The organism is Anaerolineae bacterium, from assembly GCA_013178165.1.
Lineage (GTDB): Bacteria > Chloroflexota > Anaerolineae > Aggregatilineales > Ch27 > Ch27.
The window spans coordinates 97,615-114,544 of the sequence record JABLXG010000023.1; the positions used below are offsets into that span (position 1 = coordinate 97,615).

At 66.4% G+C, this 16,930-nt stretch carries 13 protein-coding genes; 6 read left to right on the plus strand and 7 right to left on the minus strand.

Features of this window, described 5'->3' with window-relative positions; genetic code table 11:
- Window positions 1-230 precede the first annotated feature (230 nt).
- Window positions 231-2,525 (plus strand): hypothetical protein, encoded by a 2,295-nt coding sequence (locus tag HPY64_13235; GenBank protein ID NPV68099.1) that lies wholly within the window; start codon window positions 231-233, stop codon window positions 2,523-2,525.
- 172 nt (window positions 2,526-2,697) lie between these two features.
- Here HPY64_13235 and HPY64_13240 read toward each other — a convergent pair whose 3' ends face one another.
- The 3 genes from HPY64_13240 to HPY64_13250 are packed head-to-tail and all read right to left on the minus strand — an operon-like array spanning window position 2,698 to window position 4,457.
- Window positions 2,698-3,246, minus strand: coding sequence for a hypothetical protein (locus tag HPY64_13240; protein NPV68100.1), 549 nt, complete (start codon window positions 3,244-3,246; stop codon window positions 2,698-2,700).
- Window positions 3,247-3,260: 14 nt separating this feature from the next.
- Complete coding sequence (locus HPY64_13245; protein NPV68101.1) at window positions 3,261-3,926, minus strand: DNA alkylation repair protein; 666 nt, start codon at window positions 3,924-3,926, stop codon at window positions 3,261-3,263.
- A gap of 27 nt (window positions 3,927-3,953) precedes the next feature.
- Window positions 3,954-4,457, minus strand: a complete 504-nt coding sequence (locus tag HPY64_13250) for a ClbS/DfsB family four-helix bundle protein (protein NPV68102.1) — start codon at window positions 4,455-4,457, stop codon at window positions 3,954-3,956.
- A gap of 172 nt (window positions 4,458-4,629) precedes the next feature.
- Between HPY64_13250 and HPY64_13255 the strand changes: the two genes are divergently transcribed.
- The 3 genes from HPY64_13255 (at window position 4,630) to HPY64_13265 (ending at window position 9,955) form a co-directional block, all read left to right on the plus strand.
- The gene (locus HPY64_13255) at window positions 4,630-6,501 is read left to right on the plus strand and encodes an SH3 domain-containing protein (protein ID NPV68103.1); all 1,872 of its coding nucleotides are present in this window, start codon (window positions 4,630-4,632) and stop codon (window positions 6,499-6,501) included.
- A 16-nt stretch (window positions 6,502-6,517) separates the two neighbouring features.
- Window positions 6,518-8,038 carry an SH3 domain-containing protein gene (locus tag HPY64_13260; protein NPV68104.1) on the plus strand — a complete coding sequence of 507 codons (1,521 nt, stop codon included), beginning with the start codon at window positions 6,518-6,520 and terminating at the stop codon, window positions 8,036-8,038.
- 159 nt (window positions 8,039-8,197) lie between these two features.
- A complete protein-coding gene (locus HPY64_13265) occupies window positions 8,198-9,955 on the plus strand; it encodes a hypothetical protein (protein NPV68105.1) in 1,758 nt (585 codons plus the stop codon).
- Window positions 9,956-9,968: 13 nt separating this feature from the next.
- Here HPY64_13265 and HPY64_13270 read toward each other — a convergent pair whose 3' ends face one another.
- The 4 genes from HPY64_13270 to cdd all read right to left on the minus strand — a co-directional run bounded on the left by HPY64_13270 (window position 9,969) and on the right by cdd (window position 13,803).
- Complete coding sequence (locus HPY64_13270) at window positions 9,969-10,853, minus strand: MBL fold metallo-hydrolase (protein ID NPV68106.1); 885 nt, start codon at window positions 10,851-10,853, stop codon at window positions 9,969-9,971.
- A 21-nt stretch (window positions 10,854-10,874) separates the two neighbouring features.
- On the minus strand, window positions 10,875-12,092 hold the full coding sequence (locus HPY64_13275; protein NPV68107.1) for a hypothetical protein: 1,218 nt from the start codon (window positions 12,090-12,092) through the stop codon (window positions 10,875-10,877).
- Between the two features lie 134 nt (window positions 12,093-12,226).
- Window positions 12,227-13,405 carry an MFS transporter gene (locus HPY64_13280; protein ID NPV68108.1) on the minus strand — a complete coding sequence of 393 codons (1,179 nt, stop codon included), beginning with the start codon at window positions 13,403-13,405 and terminating at the stop codon, window positions 12,227-12,229.
- Entirely contained in the window at window positions 13,402-13,803 is a 402-nt protein-coding gene (cdd, locus tag HPY64_13285; GenBank protein ID NPV68109.1) for a cytidine deaminase, read from the minus strand. The genes HPY64_13280 and cdd overlap by 4 nt, the downstream gene beginning before the upstream one ends.
- Before the next feature lie 497 nt (window positions 13,804-14,300).
- On the opposite strand from cdd, the gene HPY64_13290 reads away from it, so the two are divergent.
- Both HPY64_13290 and recO read left to right on the plus strand, forming a co-directional pair.
- Window positions 14,301-15,980: an ADP-ribosylglycohydrolase family protein gene (locus HPY64_13290; GenBank protein ID NPV68110.1), complete on the plus strand. Its 1,680-nt coding sequence runs from the start codon at window positions 14,301-14,303 to the stop codon at window positions 15,978-15,980.
- A 146-nt stretch (window positions 15,981-16,126) separates the two neighbouring features.
- Entirely contained in the window at window positions 16,127-16,894 is a 768-nt protein-coding gene (gene recO / locus HPY64_13295; protein ID NPV68111.1) for a DNA repair protein RecO, read from the plus strand.
- Window positions 16,895-16,930 lie beyond the last annotated feature (36 nt).

A 16,930-nucleotide genomic window follows, 5' to 3' on the forward strand; every position in this document is an offset into this window, starting at 1 on the left:
TGCGTGAACCTGCCCGATCCCGGACCCTCAGGCCGCCGGTCAGCTGGCCGGTGACCTGAGGGTTGTTCTGCCCCAAAAGGGGGGAGCACAACCTGTCATGCCAAGGCAGTATTATCGTCACTCGACAGGCGGCGCACCTTCAGGCTACCATTGTCCAAGATGACCGTTTTCCTCTGAACGCTCCGAACCGCTTTGTTTGAGGCATACCGGATAGGGGGGAAGTCTCAACCATGCGACCCTTGCGCCTTTTGATCGCTGGTCTGGTGTTCGCCGGGCTGAGCCTGCTGCTCATCAGCGGCATCCTGGCTGCCCAGGGCGGCGATGAAGCGACCTATATCGGCGGCAGCGAGTGCCGATCCTGTCACCGCGGCCTGAGCCGCGACTACGCGGGCACGCTGCACGCCCGCGCCTTGCAGGATACCCGCACGGACAAAGCCGCCATCCTGGCCGATTTCGCGGCGGGCGAAGACGTGCGTACCGTGCTCCTCCCCAGCGAGGACGCGCCGCGCCCCTTTACCGCCGATGATATCGCCTATGCCGTGGGCGGCGGACGCTACCTGCAGCGCTACCTGTACGACGCCGGCGATGGCCGCTACATTGTCCTGCCCGCTCAGTGGAACGTGGCGGCAGCCGCCTGGGAGCCTCTGGCGCTGGCCGAGGAGTGGCCCGCCCCGGCGTATGACTGGGGAGCCAGCTGCGCTTATTGCCACACCACCGCGCTGGACACGGCGAGCTATACCTGGCTGGAGGACGGCGTGCAATGTGAGGCCTGTCACGGGCCGGGCAGCGTCCATGTGTCCCTGGCTGACGCGGCGGGCGTTCGGCCTCGTTCTGATGAACTGGCGGCCATTCGTGGCGCGATCGTCAACACACCCGACCCGCAGATCTGCGGCCAGTGCCACGCTGTCGGCAAGGCCCCCGACGGCCATCCCTACCCGGTCGGTTACCGGCCCGGCGAGCCGCTGGACGAGTCCTATACCATCAGCACGCCGGGGGATGAGTCCGATCACTGGTGGCCCACCGGCCATGCCGCCGACGTGGGTATGCAGTTCAACGAGTGGTTCCATTCCGCTCATGCCCGCGCCCTGGAAACCGCCCGCAGCAGCAATTATGCCGATGATGCCTGCCTGGGCTGTCACAGTGGCGACTACCGCTATGTCGAGCGCGTGCGCGGCTGGTTCGCCGAGGGCAGCCTGGACGGGGAGCCACCGGAGGCGCTGACCCTGCAGACGGCGGCGCTGGGCGTCGTCTGCGGGACCTGCCACAACCCCCACGCCGAGGGCGCGCCGGACTTCTTCCTGGCCGAGGAGCCGGAAGCGCTGTGCGCCGGGTGCCACAGCAACACCGGCGAAAGCGTCACCCACCACCCGCAATTTGACCTCTACCAGGGCCTGCCGCTGGTGGCTGAGGTGCCCGGTATCCCCTCTGCGCATTTTAGTGCTGCGGAGGGGCCGGATTGCCTGTCCTGCCACATGGCCCGCCTGCCGGTCAAGGGCGGGGCGCTGGCCACGCACAGCCTGCTGGCCGTCCTGCCCGGCGCGCCGGAAGCGCTGGAAGCGGCGGCTGGTTGCACCACCTGCCATGACGCCATCGGCACGGCACAGCTGGCGGACTTCATCAGCGATGTGCAGGCGGACTTTGCCGCCCGCCTTGAGGTAGCCCGCGCCGCCCTGAGGGCAGACGCGCCAGGCTGGGTGGAGGGTGCGCTGGATGCCGTCGAGAGCGACGGCAGCGGCGGCCTGCACAACTACTCCTACAGCCAGGCCCTGCTCAGCGCTGCTGAAGCCGCGCTGGGAATCGGGCCGCAGGCTCCCGCCGCCGCGGTGTACGAGGCTCCGCCCGCCTGGGTGGAACTGCCGCTGCTGGGTATGGTTGAAGGGCTGACCCTGCCCGGCCTGCTGGCTGGCGGGGCCGGGACGTTGATCCTGCTGATCGGCGGCGTGATTCTGCTGTTCGGTAAGGACTGGCGGCGGCTGGTGGGCATTCTGCTGATTGTAGCGGCGATCGCCCTGGCGACGGCCCCCTGGTGGGCGCTGGAACGTCCACGCGGGGTGGCCCGTGCCAGCGGCGACGACGGTTACTGCCTGATGTGTCATGCCGGGGAGCGCAGCTTGACGCTCGTTGACGGCAACACAATCAGCTTGAAGGTTGATCCAGCGGCGATGGACGCTTCTGTGCACGGGGTGGAAAGCAGCCGGGGGCAGCTGGGCTGCCTGGACTGCCACAGCGCGGCGGCCTTCCCCCACGGCCCGGCCCCGACCAGCCTGCGCGAGTACCGCCTGGCCGGGGTGCCGCTCTGCGCCGGCTGCCACCAGGATTCGCTGGGCCACTATGAGGAAGTGCGGGCCAAGAACATCGCCGTTGGTTGCGTGGATTGCCACGGCGCTCATGCCGTTGCCCCGGCGGAGACGCTTAGCCTGACTCCACCGCCCCGCCCGCCCGAGATCGCGCCCGGCGCGTCCGCGCTGGAGGTAACGCCAACTCTGCCGGGCGAACCGCCGGTAGTCCGCCAGCCGGGCGGGTAGCAAGGATACAGACCGAAACAGGGGCGCTCCACGGCGGAGCGCCCCTGTAACAGCGGGATGGGCAACAGATTCGCGTTGTCGAGACGGCGGTACCCCTGGAAGTAAGGGCACCGCCGGCGTTATCTTCCTGCCCTCTGAAATGTAACCGATGTCTCCATTGCCCCACCGGGCGCTATGGGGAAGGCGCGGGCAGCCAGGCCTGCAGCGGCGCATCGCTCCAGACCTGCGCCTCAATATAGCGATCCGGGCCGTGCGCGCCGTCGGCGTTCCAGGCCTGCGGCAGGCCAAACATACGCACCAGCTCCGGCAGTTCCGCCAGTGTGTAGACCTGGCCGCGGTAGGGCCGGCCGTCATTGTAGCGCATGGCCGGGAAGGTGTCGCCGTAGGTGAAGCTGACGATGACCGGATCGAAGCGCGCCAGCGGCACGCGCAATTCCTGCCCATTGCCGTACCAGGATAGCAGCCAGGGGCACGCGCCCAGTATCAGGTAGTGCGGGCGCGCCAGCACGGGCATCCCGCCTTTGGCGATGAACAGCGCCCGCACACGCTCCTCCAGTTCCCGCCGGATAGTCAGGTAATCGGCGGCGCGGCGGCTGGCGAACGTCTCCCCGCGCTGGCGGATGGCCTCCAGCACGCATTCGGCTTCGGCCGGCGGCAGTGTGGACAGGCTGCGGAACGGCCCCTGCGCGGCCTCGTAGTAGTGGCTGAGGAAATCCGGCAGGGTACTGCTCTGGGTCATTGGGCCATCGCCTCGTTATGCCACTCAGGAGGCAGCTTTTCGATGGCGTAACGGAGCGCAGTGCGCGGCATCCGGTCTTTGCGAGCCAGCACAAAGGCCAAGACCTGCCCGGCGTTGCAGTTGCTCGCTTCTTTGAGCAGCCAGCCATACCCTTTTTGCACCATATCGTCCGGATCGGTCAGCAAAGCGTCAGCGATGCGGAAGGCTTCCTCAAGGAAGGTCCCGCGTCGCAGGCCGTAGAGCAGGATCACCGCTGCCGCCCGTCGCCGCCACCGGTTGGGCGACGCCGTCCAGGACAGGGTGCGCGGCTGAAGATCGGGACAGCTATAGAGCAGGCAACCGAAGGCGTGGGTGCAAAAATCATCACAGCCGCCCCAGTCGGCCACGTAACGCTCCAGCCAGCCGTCAAAGCGCTCGAAGTCATCCGGCAGGAGGTCGCGGCGACGACGGTAAGCCCAGTCAAAGGCGATCGTGCGTTCAGCGTCGTCGCCAGAATCAAGCAGGGCTTCGCACAGGGCGAACAGCTCAGGGCGGGGCAACCGGGCCACTGCGCCGTAGTATTCCCTGGCGATGGCGCGAGTGATTGGCACGGCCAGCCAGCGCGATCCGTCGGGTGCCTGCCGGTAGTTAGCCGGGTCGCGGCGCGCGCGCCAGCGCGCCACGTGCCTGCTGAAGCGCTTCGGCGGCCATCATGCCCCGCCCGCCCACTTGCGGATTTCCAACGCGTGCTCCCGGTAATGCTCGAAGCCGTTGGCGGCGGCCTGTTGCCACAGCGGATACTCCCGCGTGAAGGCGTAGTAGCCGGGCGTGAACAGCGCCGCTTCCGGCAGCATCCTCAGCATGCTGTTGAACTCGTGGAAGGAACGCTCAAATTCCGCCAACACGTCGGTGTAGGAACGGTCGCGGTTGGCCTCGTAGTTGCTGGCGTTGAGCCGATCCAGATCATCCCAGGTGTAGCCTTCCGCCGGGCGATCAACCGGCTCCCCGGCCTCGGCCTGGCGCACCCAGGAAAGGAAGCGCTGCTCCCAGAAGACCACATGTGCCAGAATGTCTTTGGGCGACCACTGACCGATCACGCCCGGTTCCACCCGGCGGGAGTCGGTCAGGGCGTCAACCGTGCGGCGTAAAAACTCATGCTCGACACGGTTCAGCTCCAGTAACCGCTGCCTGTCCATCTGCGTATTGCTGATCATGTTTCCCCTCTTTTAGAATGCCTGTTCTGGTCGTGACAGGGTGAATTGTAGGCGCCGGACAACGCCGAGTCAAGGCGGGTGAGACCGGAGGGGGCGTTCGTGCCCGAAAAAGCGGCCTGTGCTACACTGTGGACAGCATGACCGCCGGAGCAGCCTTTTGAGGGAGCGAAGCATGTTCAAACGGGCGCTGATACTTGCCATGCTGGCTATGATCGCCGCCGCGCTGGTCATCCCTGCCCTGCCGCCGCCCGCCATCCAGGCGCAGGGGGCGGTGACGGTCACGCCCAACCGGCCGTACATCAATGTCCGCCTGTGGCCGGCCATCGGGGCCACCGTGATCGGCAGCATGGCCCCCGGCGATGTGATGACCGCCACCGGACGCACGGTCGATGGTGACTGGGTACGCATCGACTTCCGCGGGCAGGAAGGCTGGGTGGCCCTGCTGGTCGTGGACGTGACCGGCGATGTGAATACGCTGCCCCTGGCCGACCCGCGCAGCATCCCCTATAACAGCAGCATTGTCCCCTACGCTGGCGGCGGCAGCGCCGAAGGGCCGCTTTATGGGCGGCTGGAGGTTTCCGGGGCGCGGATGCGGGCCGGCCCCAGCCTGGCTTACCCGGTTATGCAGAACCTGCCGCGCTATGCCGAATTCCCGATCACTGGCCGGGTGGCCAGCAATGACTGGCTGCAAATCTCCTGGCAGGGTCTGATCGGCTGGATCAGCATCGAAGCGGTCACGCTCTACAGCGACAGCGGCGCGACGATCGACGCTGTGCCGATTGTGCCCCCGGCGGCGGTAACCGGCGTGCGGCTCTCCGACGCCAGCGCCCGCGACCGCTACCTGCTGGTGGACGAAATCCGGCGTACGATGGATCGCGCCGGGGCCACTGCCGATGTGATTGATGGCGCCTGGGCGGCGCTGACGGAAGGCCGCTGGCCGGCGGCCTGTTCCGCGCCCCCGCTGGTGGAGGAATACTTCCTCCATGCGGTCGGGCGCAACGATAACCCCGACCTGGTGCAGGCCGTGCTGCGCCTCAACCAGGGCATCGCCGACATCAACTTCAGCGTGCAGAGCTACCTGGACGCCTGCATCAACGGCCAGGCCAGCCTGACCGCCGCGATCATCGACGTCGGGCGGGCGGCGATCGTCCGCGCCCGCGAGGCCATCGCCGATGCCGAGTTCCGTATCACCAGCAGCAAGGCTGTGCAGGTGCTGGCGCTCAACGCCCATATCAACTACGCTCAGGATCAGTTCGAGCGCATTGAGGCGATCTGGCTGGACGTGCGGCTGGGCGTGGTCGGCGCGCCGCCCTGCGCCAACCTGCCGCAACAGCCGCCGGATTACGGCCTGACTGAATGGGAACGGACAACTTACCCGGACCTGATTCCCGCCGTTGACCGCCTGAACCAGGGCCTGGCCGTGCTGCGGCAGGCGATCGGCCTGTGGAAGGACGTCTGCGACCAGTATAACAGCGTCCGCGGCTACACCATGCCGCCGGAAGTCGGGGCACAGGGCTACAACCTGATGCAGGAAGCGCGCACGATCCTCACTGACGTGCGCACCACTTACCTGACCGCGCTCTACAGCGCGCCGGATTTCATCATCCCTGCGCCAACCAACACCCCTGATCCAACCATCCAGGCCATCCTGCACGCGCCCTACACGCCCACGCCGGAGCCGACAGCCACGCCGGGCTACAGCTTCAGCGCTGGCGGCAGCCTGACGCGCAGCACCATCCACCCCGGCTGCACCTGGTTCGGGATTGCCGGGCAGGTCTTCAACAGCGACGGCAGCCCGCGCCCGGCCACGCTGGTGCGCGTCTATGGGCCGGGGCTGGATCGCTACGTCCTCAGTGGCAGCGATCCGCGCTACGGCGCCGCCGGGTTTGAGGTGCCGGTGCGCCCGGATGCGGCACAGCTCAACACGTGGTACGCGCGGATTGTGGACGGCTACGGCAACCCGCTCTCGCCAGAAGTGCCGATCACGTTCAGTGGCGGCTGCGAGATGAACGTGGCCCTGCTGACATTTGCGCAGTATCGGTGAGGCCAGGAAAACTGCCATGCGTAAAGAGATGTTCCCCCCTCGACTGATCCTCCCGGCCCTGCTGGCCCTCCTGCTGGCGGGGGCGATCCTCATCCCGGCGCTGAGCGGGCGTGCCCAGGATTTCGGCGTGACTGTCACCCCCGACCGCGACCGGATCAACGTCCGCATCGCCCCGGCCCTCGGCCATGAGGTGATCGGCGTGCTGGAGCGCGGGCAGGTGGTCAACGCCACCGGGCGCAGCGGCAACGGCCGCTGGTACCGCATCGACTTCTTCGGGCAGGAAGGCTGGGTGGAGCGCACCGTGGTGATCGTCACGGGCGATGTCAGCGTCCTGCCGCTGGGCGACCCGCCGATCGCCCCCTTTGACCTGGGCGACGGCCCGCGCGCCGGTCCGAGCAATGCCGCCGGCAACGCCACCATCCGCCTGCCGGAAAGCGGCATCCGTCTGCGGGCCGGCCCCAGCGAAGCCTACTTCATGATCACCAATGTGCCGCGCTATGAGATGCTGGCTGTGACCGGTCGCTCGCCCACCGGCGGCTGGCTGCAGGTCAACTTCCGGGGCACGCTGGGCTGGATCGCCAACCTGGGGCCGAAATTCATCGAATGGTGGAATGGCAGCCTGGAGAGCGTGCCGGTGTGGGGCGTGGTGGCCGATGGCCCGCCTGTCAACCAGCCGGAGACCGGCCCCTCCGCTACCCGCGACGCGCTGATGACGGCCATGCTGCTGCACATCGACATCAGCACCCGGAACCTCGACCTGATCACCGGCGTCTGGAACACCATCGCGCTGACCGGCCAGCAGTCCTGTATCCTCAATATCGCCCGCCCGCAGCCTTACATCCCCCGCGAGGGCGACCTGATGGAATACCCGGAGCTGGTCCCCCTGGTGGCCACGCTCAACGAAGGGCTGGAAGAGACCGGGCGGGCCATCGATCTGTGGCATGAGTGGTGCCGCCTGCGCCAGCTGGATTACCCCGGCGCGCAATCGCTGCTCCAGACGGCGCTGCCAACGCTACAGAACGCCCGGCGCGGCTTTGAAGAGGCGCGGGCGCAAATCCTGGCCCTGGGCCTGCTGCCCACGCCAACCCCGCTCCCGCCGGAGATCACGCCTGCCGCGCCCGGCGCGACGGTCACGCCGGAATTCCCCCTGCTGCCGGACCTGATGGCCTTTGGCCTGGAAGGCAACCGGGTAGTCTTTGTCCCGCAGTTTACCCATCCGGAGCTGGGTTGCGGCTGGCAGGGGCTGGGCGGGCAGGTCGTCGGTATGAGCGGTGAACCGTTGATCGGCTTCACGGTGCGCCTGGAAGGGGTGACCGATCCTTCTGTGCGGCTGGAGACGGTGACCGGCACGGCGACGGCTTACGGGCCTTCCGGCTGGGAGATCAAGGTAGCTGATGGCCCCAATAGCCATGTCTTCCGCGTGACGATCTTCCAGGGGGCACGGCGCGTTTCCGATCCGAAGCTGGTGGCCTTCCCTAACGATTGCCAGCGCAACCTGGGGATCATGAACTTCGTGCAATTGACGCCGCTACGTTAGGCGGGCGGAGCCAGGAGCCGGGGATGGCTTGCGGGAAGCGCCCCGACTCCGTATCATAGCCTCGCCCGATAGCCGAGCTTGATCGGCGCCCGGCCCGGCGCGTGTGGGGGCCGGGCGCTGTTTGCCCCGGCGGAATGATCCGCCCCCAAGGAGAAGAGCATGACCGAGCAAACGCGCCTCATCCTGATGCTGGCCCTGGTGATGGGGGGCTACCTGCTGGCTGCCCTGTTGCTGGCCAGGCGCTTGCTGCGCCCGGCGGCACGCCGCCTGCTGGCAGTCTTCCTGCTGATCGCCATCTTTATCATCAGCATGCACCTGCCCACCCGCGGCCAGCCGGGCTTCTGGCGGTGGTTCTTTCACCCCAGTTCGGAACTGGCCGCCGGGGCGATCTTCTCCTCGCTACAGTATGTGCTGGCCCTGCTGACCGCCCTGCTGATCGGGTTGCTGGGGCGCTGGCCGCGTCTGTGGCATCGCTTCTACTGGCTGATCCTGGCCGGGCTGTTCGCCTTCCTGTGTATTGACGAGTACTTCGCCCTGCACGAGTCGGTGCTGCTGTGGCGCTACCTGTACCCGCTGGCCGGGGCTACCGCCGTCGGCCTGACCGTTCTGGCCTGGGCGCTGACCTTCCGCCGTGACTGGTGGGTAGTCGTCCTGATGGTGGTTGGCTTCGGGATCATGGGCTTTTCCGGCGTGGCTTTGGACGCCTTCTCCAACGAGCAATTGCTGCGCTTCGGCTCTTACGAGGTCACCTGGTTCGCCTGCAGCGATGATTTCCTGGGCCTGCCCTGCCAGAGTTATGGTTTTGCCGAGGAATTCCTGGAAATGGCCGGCGTGACACTCATCCTGGCGACGTTGCTTTCCTACCTGCTGGTCAAAGCGCCGCCAGAAGCTGGCCGGCGCATCCGGCGGGTGCTGGTCATCGGAGCCGCGCTCTGGCTGGCCTGGACGGTCGCCAACCCCTGGCTGATTCCATCCGTTGAGGCGCTCCTGCCGGGGACGCAGCGCGTCGCGCTCACCTACGCTGACGATGGCCTGCGCTTGCTCGGCTACCGGCAATCGACGGATGCTATCGCCCCCGGTGGAGCAGTGGACATCGCGATCTACTTCCGCGCCGACCGGCCCCTGACGCAGGACTACCACCTCTCCGTTCACGCCCTGGCCCGGCCCAACGCCGAGTCCGTTGCTCAGGCGGATATTCAGCTGGGTGAGTGGGAATACCCCAGCTCGGCCTGGATACCAGGGCTGGCGGTGCGCAACCGCGTGCGGCTGGAATTCCCTGCTGACCTGCCGAGCGATCCGGCCAGCTACCGCATCGTCCTGCGTGTCTGGTATCCTGACGCGCCGCGTAAGACGCTGACCATGGACGAACTGAACGGTCTGCTGATCGTCGACTCCGCCCAACCGCTGATCACCCCGGACACAGTGGAGTTGTTCGGGCTGGCCGTCCTGACGCCTACCACGCTGCCGGAGCCGCCCACCGCTGCCGACTATCGCTTCGCCGGGGACCTGACGCTGGCCGGTTACGATCTGCCGGAGGCAGCCACACTGGGCGAGACATTGCCGCTGGCTTTCTGGTGGCGCACCGGGAGCCGGCTGGCCCTTAACGCCGACATGGTGCAGTTCATCCACCTTTTCCACAGCAACGGCCAGGATTACTGGGTTTACGACCGGCCCCCGTTCGACGATCGCTTCCCGACCGGCGACTGGCCCGGCGGCGTGACGCTACGGGATAGCGTCAGCGTCCCCCTCCCGGCGGACCTGCCCCCCGGCGAGTACACCGTCCGCACTGGCCTGTACGAGCCGGTCAACCGGGATCGGCTGGTGGTCACCGACAGCGCGGGCGCAGTGGTGACCGATTACTCGATCATCCTGGGGACGGTGACGCTGGCCGCGCCGCCGGAATCAGGCGGCGGTTAGACGCGGGCGCGTTTCACTCCGGAGGTGACGGCGGGGTGTGAGCGTGGTCATGGTGCTCCTCGGCCACGAACTCGTCGTAGATCGCGTCCAGTCCGGCGCGGATGCGCCGCTCGACATCATCCGCCTCACCGGGTGGAATTTCCAGCAGGGCCAGCACTTCCGGCAGCAGATTCAGCACTTCGGCGCGTCCCCGCCCGGCGCGGTAGAGGTTCTGCACCCGGCGTCGCACATAGCGCAGGAACTCCGAAAGCGGCTGGGTGGCTTCTTTGGTGGTCAGCGGGCCGCGCCCCGGCACAATCACATCCGCCGCGAAGCGGGGTCGCCGCAACAGAGTCAGGCTATCCAGCCAGGCTTTGCTCTGCGGGCGGCTCATGTACGGCGGCGTTCCAACTACCACACTGTCCCCGGTAAAGACCACCCGCTGATCTGGCAGGTGGATCCAGACATTGCCGGGCGTCGGGCCGGGCATAGCCATGATCGGGATGGCCGCCGCGCCGCAGTGCAGGGTCAGGCGGGTGCTGAAGGTCACGCGGGGGTAGTACAGCCGCACGCCAAGGAAAGAAAAGCGTTCATCGCTGTTTGCTGCCAGCAGGTCAGCTGACTGGTCGACAAAGCCCTGCGGCAACAGGCGCATGGCGGCCATCACCGCGTCATGGGCGACGATGATCGCTTCCTCGAACCAGTGCAGGCCCAGCAACCGGTCGCGCTGGGCATCGGTCAGGACGACGGCGTAGATCGGCTGCTTGAAATGTTCCAGTAGCTCGGAACGCCAGCGGCGGGCATCCGCCGGGAAGGGCGGCACATCCACGCAGATCACGCCGCTCCCCGTGGCGATCGCGCCGACCGTGATCCGGCGAAACTCGCTGGAGACAACAATCCTCTCGGCGATCTCCTGCATGGCGCGCTTTCCCCCTCCGCTTCAGGTCAATAAAGACCGCGCCGCCTGTGCCAGCGCCGCCCGCAGCGCGGCTAGATCGGCGCGCAACCCGCCCCCCTGGGCGAAATCCGGTCGCCCGCCGCCACGCCGCGCGGCCTCCTCGCCGGCCAGCGCGGTCAGCGTCCCGCGCAGTAAGGCCAGCATATCGCAGTCAAGATCGGCGGAACGGGCCATGATCACCTGCGCCGCTTCCCCCGCCACGCCCAGCAGGCAAATCGTCGCCGCTTGCCCGGCCAGGCGGCTGGCCAGCGCCCGCACCTCCGCCGGATCACGGCCTTCCCAGGCCATTGTGATCACCCGCAGTCCGCCCACTGGCTCCGCCTGTGCCCATAGCGCGTCTGCCTCCGCCGCCAGCAGGGCCTGGCGTGCCGCCCGCAGATCAGCGCGGAGGACCTTGTTTTCCGTCTGCAGGTGTTCGACGGAAGCAGTGACATCAGCGTAGCCGGTGGAAAGCGCCGCCGCCAGGTCGAGCAGGATGGCGTTCTTGGCGCGGTAATCATGCAGCGCCCGCCAGCCGCAGCGGAACTCGACGCGGGTCATAGATTTGTACTTTTCGGTCCGGATGACCTTGATCAGGCCGATCTCGCCGGTATGGGCGACATGTGTGCCGCCGCAGGCGGTGCTATCGAAGTCGCCCACGCTAACCACCCGCAGCCGCCCGTTGGCGATCTCCGGCGTCTTCCGCAGGGCCAGCCCGTCCAATTCCTGCGGCGCGGGGAACCAGGCCCGCACCGGCAGGTTCTGGATCACAATCCGGTTGGCCAGGTCTTCGGCGGCGTCGATCGCGCTCGCCCCCAGGCCAACACGATCCAGATCGATGGTGGCGCTTTCCGCGCCAAGGTGAAAGCTGACCGTCTGTGCCCCGGCGACCTCGCTGAAGGCGCGGGTCAGGATGTGCTGGCCGGTGTGGTTCTGCATATGGTCAAAGCGGCGTGCCCAGTCCACAACGCCGCTGACGATCTCGCCGGGGATGTCAGCGGCCAGCACGTGCAGGACGGCGCCGTCCGCCTCCCGCACCAGCACATCGACCACCGCCACGCCGTTGATCTGGCCGCTGTCGGGCGGCTGGCCGCCGCTGGCCGGGTAAAAACAGGTGCGGTCCAGGATCAAGGCTGGCCGTCCTTCGTGGGTGGTGCGTTCGCGGATGCGGGCCTCAAAGCGGGTTGCGTAGGCGTCGGTATAGTAGAGCCGTTCGGTCATGGGCATTATTGCGCCGGGCTGCGCCGGAGGAATCGCCGCCGGGATCGCGGCTGGCCGTGCTGCGTTTTATTATGGGCGAATCCGGCAAATGCACAAAATCCGGCCTGCCCGCGGCAGCAACGTTTCCCCTGTCACTATGCCTGTTCGGCGCCCACCTGCCGATCCGCGCGGCGCTGCGTCAGGATGAACACCCCGGCCCCGGCCAGGGCGATCAGCCCCGCCCAGCGGAAAGCCTGGGGCGCCCCCAGCCCATCGTACAGGGATGCGCCCAGCAGCGCTCCGACCGCCCGTCCCAATCCCATGAGCGCCACCGTGAACAGCGATTGCGCGCTGGCGCCCAGTCCCGGTGGGGCGATCTGGCTGACGTACAGCACGCCTGCCGTCCACAGCGCCGAGAACGATACCCCGTGCAGGAGTTGCACCGCCAGGCCCCATTCCGGCGTGGTTACCAGCGACCACGCCAGCCCGCGCACGGCGAAGGCCAGCAGTGCCATCAGGATCATCCCGCGCAGGGTTAGACGGCGCATGAGGACAGGCGAATAGAAGAAGATCGGCACCTCGCTGACGGTAGAAAGCAGGAACGCCAGGCCTAGCAGGTCCGGCGCGGCCCCCAGATCGCGCAGGTAGATAGCCGAGAAGTTGTCATAGATCGCGTAGCCAACGCCAACCAGCAGTACGGCGATCATGAAGCTGCGCCAGTGAACGTTGGCCGCCAGCTGGCGCAGGCGGGTAAAGTACGCCTCGGTTGGCAGGGTGGTCACCGCGGGCAGGCGCGAGGCCACCAGAACCGCTACCAGCGCCAGGGCGCTGTAGATGAAGAAGTTGACGCGGAAGCCCCAGGTCGTCGCCGCGTAGCCGGTCGCCAGCGAAGCAATCCCAAAGCCAACCGCCCCCCACAACCGTACCGAGCCGTACACGTTCCGGTCGCGGTTGAGCATGGTCACGATCGCGTTTTCCGCCAGCGGGATGACCGGCGAGAGCAGGAACATGTACAGCAACACCAGCGCGGCCAGGGCAGCGAAGCTCTGCGCCCCGGTCAGCAGCAGCGCCGGGACGGTTGTCGCCAGCAGCAGGCCGGGCAGCAGGATGTGATGCAGCCCCAGCCGGTCGGCCAGCCCGCTCCAGAAGGGCGAAGCGAACAGGCTCATCACCGTGGGCAGGGCGGCCAGCACGCCGATCTCCTGGTTGGTCATGCCCACGCTCTGGTAGTAGACGTTGAAATACGGGTAAATAGCCCCACCGGCGGCGAAGTAAGTCAGGTAGTACAGGGCGGCCAACAGGCGCGGACGGGCAGGGGTAGACGCGGCGCTCATGCCAGATGCTCCGGACGGAAACCCCGCGGCAGCAGGTCGGTTAGCGGCCCTTCATGAGCCACCTGGCCGGCCTCGTCCACCAGGATTACGATCATCTCCGGCGCGAACTCATACAGTACCTGACGGCAAATGCCGCACGGCGATCCGGCGTTGCGCGTGGCAATGGCGATGGCTGTGAACTCCCGCGCGCCCTCGCTGACCGCCTTGACGACGGCCGTCCGTTCCGCGCAGATTGTCGCGCCGTAGCTGGCGTTTTCCACATTGCAGCCAGTGAAAAGCGCCCCATCCGCCGTCAGCAGGGCGGCGCCGACGCTGTAGCGGGAATAGGGCGCGTAAGCCCGTTGCCGGGCCTGCAACGCAGCGGCGATCAGCCGCTGCCGGGTCGCGTCATCGAGCATGGCTCATCACTTTCCTGGATGGATCACCGGAACAGGGTTGCCAGATTGTAGCGCCGGGCGGGAAACCGAACAACAGGAGGCCGGAGATCAGGAGACGACACTGCCTGTTCCCCGGGGCGAGTTTCTCCCCCACACCAACCGGGGCAGCCAGTATGCTGGTACCCTGGTGCAAACCCTGCTGAGGGAGGGTTCATTCATTTGATAATGTTACCGGACTGACCGATCCGCCCACCTGGCGCTGGAAATTCCTCCTCTCTCCCAGCTACTTGCGCCCAGCGCACGGGTTGTGCCAGAGTCTTGTCAGCAGGCGGAACCATGTGGGGTTAACCGCCAGTTGCTGCTGTAACTTCACAGACTACGCAGGGAAAGAAACGATGACCGCTAACTGTCTGCCAGCATTACGGGGAATACGCCTGGCTGTTTTCAGCACACTCCTGATCTGTATGGTGGGCGTCACTGTCGGCCCTGGGCCAGTAAACCGCGCCTCAGCCCACCCAGTGGCGACTTCACGACAGCTCAGCCGGGCCGACTATGCCGATCATCTGCGGGCGATGTGGCTGGGCCAGGCCATTGCTAACTGGACTGGCCTGACAACTGAAGGCGATAAGCAAAGTCCGCCATTCTACACCGACGACGACTGGGGGCGTGATCCGGGACAGGGTTCTGCCATTGACTTCGTCTTCCAGGACCCCTGGCTGGCGGACGATGATACCGACATCGAGTACCTGTACATGCACCTGATCCAGAAGCACAACACCCCGCTGCTATCGCCGGAGCAGATCGCGGCGGGCTGGGTACAACACGTCAACGATGCGATCTGGGGTGGTACGCCGGAGCGCCAGTGGATGCAATGGGGCGCGCTGCCGCCCGTGACCGGCATGGGGCCGGTCAACGACACATACCTGATGAACACCGCCCAGCTGATAACCGAGGCCTTCGGCGCTCTGGCTCCGGGCATGCCGGATCAGGCCCTGCGGCTGGCTGATCTGCCCATTCGCACCATTGCTGGCGGCTATAGCGCCCACGCGGCCCAGTTCCACATCGTGCTCTACTCGCTGGCAGCGCAGGTCGATCCGCAGCAGAGCCGCCGCGAACAGATTCTCTGGCTGGTTGAGCAGGCCCGCCAGTACCTGCCGGACATATCCAAAGCCGCCGATGTCGTGGATGTGGTGCTGGCTGACTACCTGGCTAATCCCAACGTGGACGACTGGGAGCGAACCCGTGATCTCATTTACGAACGGTATCATGACCGGGCACGGGATAATGGGTTCGTCTATCGCGGGTGGCTGGAGTCATCCGTGAACTTCGCCACCGGCCTGATGGCCCTGCTGTATGGTGAGGGGGATTACACCCGAACGGTGCAGATCGGCACGCTTTCCGGCTGGGATTCCGATAACGGTACGGCAACGATGGGCGGCTTGCTGGGCCTGCTGCTCGGATACGATGCCCTGGCCGCTGAGTTCCCCGATGTAACCCTTTCCGATCGCTACAGCATCCACCGCACCCGTCCTACCCTGCCTGACTATCTCCCCGATGATCCCGCTGCTGAGGACACCTTCAGTATGATGGCCGGGCGTATGTTGCCTTACGTCGAACGGACCATTGTTGAAGCAGGGGGTAGCGCCGACGGTGACCGCTGGACACTGCCGCCGCTGCCGGAAGCAGATCCGCTCAGCCTGAATCCGCTGGTGCAACTCTATCGGCGCAGCGCCAATAACCAGGTGCGTCTGGCAGGGGGGAACGTTGAGACCAGCGCCACTGGCGAGCGTTCGGCGGCCCTGACACGCGCCTTTGCTGACGGTGTCGAGCATGACTTTTCCGGGCGGGAGGTCATGCGGCCGTCGCGCATCTATTCAGCAAGTCCTGAGAACGGCGTTGTCACTTTTACGGTGACTTATGATCGGCCGGTGGAGGTAGGCACTATTCGCTTCATTGAAGGCGGCGACAGCGGTTTCACCACCATTGCTGCTGAGATTCAGCTTGACGGCGTGTGGCAACCTATCCCGGAGGGCACCTTTCAGTTGGCGACCCCCAACCCGGACATCCCACTTCAGATGATCGATTTCGTCCTGCCTGAGCCTGTCCAAGCGACCGGAATCCGGGTAACGGGGAATGCTGGCGGTGTCTTCGCAAAAGTGACGATTATGGAACTGGATGCGCTGGCCGAAGCGCCGTGAGGTTTCTTTCTGCCAATGAAGCAGATGAGCCGGCTCGCTGCGCGCGGCTGGCCCATCCGGGCGCAGCCCTGCTTTGCTTCCCCCCGGCGGCGGGGCTAGAATCCAGAGGGGTATCCAAACGTCCGCCCGGCAGTCAGGACCGCCTGATGAGCAAAGAGCGCACCTTCCGCACCGAGGCGATCATCCTCAGCCGCATGGATTTCGGCGAGGCCGACCGCCTGCTGACCATCCTCACCCCGCACCATGGCAAGCTACGGGCCATCGCCAAGGGTGCGCGCAAGCCCACCACGCGCAAAAGCGGCCATGTGGAACTATTCGCCCGCACCGATATGCTCCTCCATCGCGGGCGCGACCTGCTGATCATCTCCCAGGCGGAGATGACTGAGCCGTACCTGCCCCTGCGGGAAGACCTGCTCCGCGCCGCCTACGCCAACTATGTCGTCGAGTTGCTCGACCGCTTCACCACCGACGAGGATGAGGCCGAAAGCGAGGCGCTCTTTGCCCTGCTGGATGCGACCCTGCATCGTATCTGCACCGATTCCGACTTGAGGATCGTGGCCCGCTTCTACGAGATGCGCCTGCTGGATGAGGTTGGCTTCCGCCCGGAACTGGCCCGCTGTGTGATCAATGGGGAGACGATCGCCGCCGAGGATCAGTACTTCAGCGCGGTGGAAGGCGGCGTGGTCTGCCCGGCCTGCGGCGAGTTCCGCGATGGCCTGACCTCTATCAGTCAGCGCGCACTACACGCCCTGCGCGCGCTCCAGCGCGAGCCGTGGACGCGCGTCAAGGCTTTGCGCCTGGACGCGCTGCTCCACGCTGAGATCGAGCGGGTGATGCTCGGCTATCTGGTGACCCTGCTGGAGCGACGGCTGCAATCGGTCGACTTCATCCGGCGGGTGCGTTCTGGCGTCTAGAGCGCCAGGCTGGAGGATGATCAGCAGCGGGAGGTG

Excerpts from the sequence above, each read along its gene's own strand:
- HPY64_13235 (NPV68099.1), top strand. The coding sequence starts at position 231 with ATGCGACCCTTGCGCCTTTTGATCGCTGGTCTGGTGTTCGCCGGGCTG.
- HPY64_13250 (NPV68102.1), bottom strand. The coding sequence starts at position 4,457 with ATGATCAGCAATACGCAGATGGACAGGCAGCGGTTACTGGAGCTGAAC.
- HPY64_13255 (NPV68103.1), top strand. The coding sequence starts at position 4,630 with ATGTTCAAACGGGCGCTGATACTTGCCATGCTGGCTATGATCGCCGCC.
- HPY64_13260 (NPV68104.1), top strand. The coding sequence starts at position 6,518 with ATGCGTAAAGAGATGTTCCCCCCTCGACTGATCCTCCCGGCCCTGCTG.
- HPY64_13265 (NPV68105.1), top strand. The coding sequence starts at position 8,198 with ATGACCGAGCAAACGCGCCTCATCCTGATGCTGGCCCTGGTGATGGGG.
- HPY64_13270 (NPV68106.1), bottom strand. The coding sequence starts at position 10,853 with ATGCAGGAGATCGCCGAGAGGATTGTTGTCTCCAGCGAGTTTCGCCGG.
- HPY64_13275 (NPV68107.1), bottom strand. The coding sequence starts at position 12,092 with ATGACCGAACGGCTCTACTATACCGACGCCTACGCAACCCGCTTTGAG.
- HPY64_13280 (NPV68108.1), bottom strand. The coding sequence starts at position 13,405 with ATGAGCGCCGCGTCTACCCCTGCCCGTCCGCGCCTGTTGGCCGCCCTG.
- cdd (NPV68109.1), bottom strand. The coding sequence starts at position 13,803 with ATGCTCGATGACGCGACCCGGCAGCGGCTGATCGCCGCTGCGTTGCAG.
- recO (NPV68111.1), top strand. The coding sequence starts at position 16,127 with ATGAGCAAAGAGCGCACCTTCCGCACCGAGGCGATCATCCTCAGCCGC.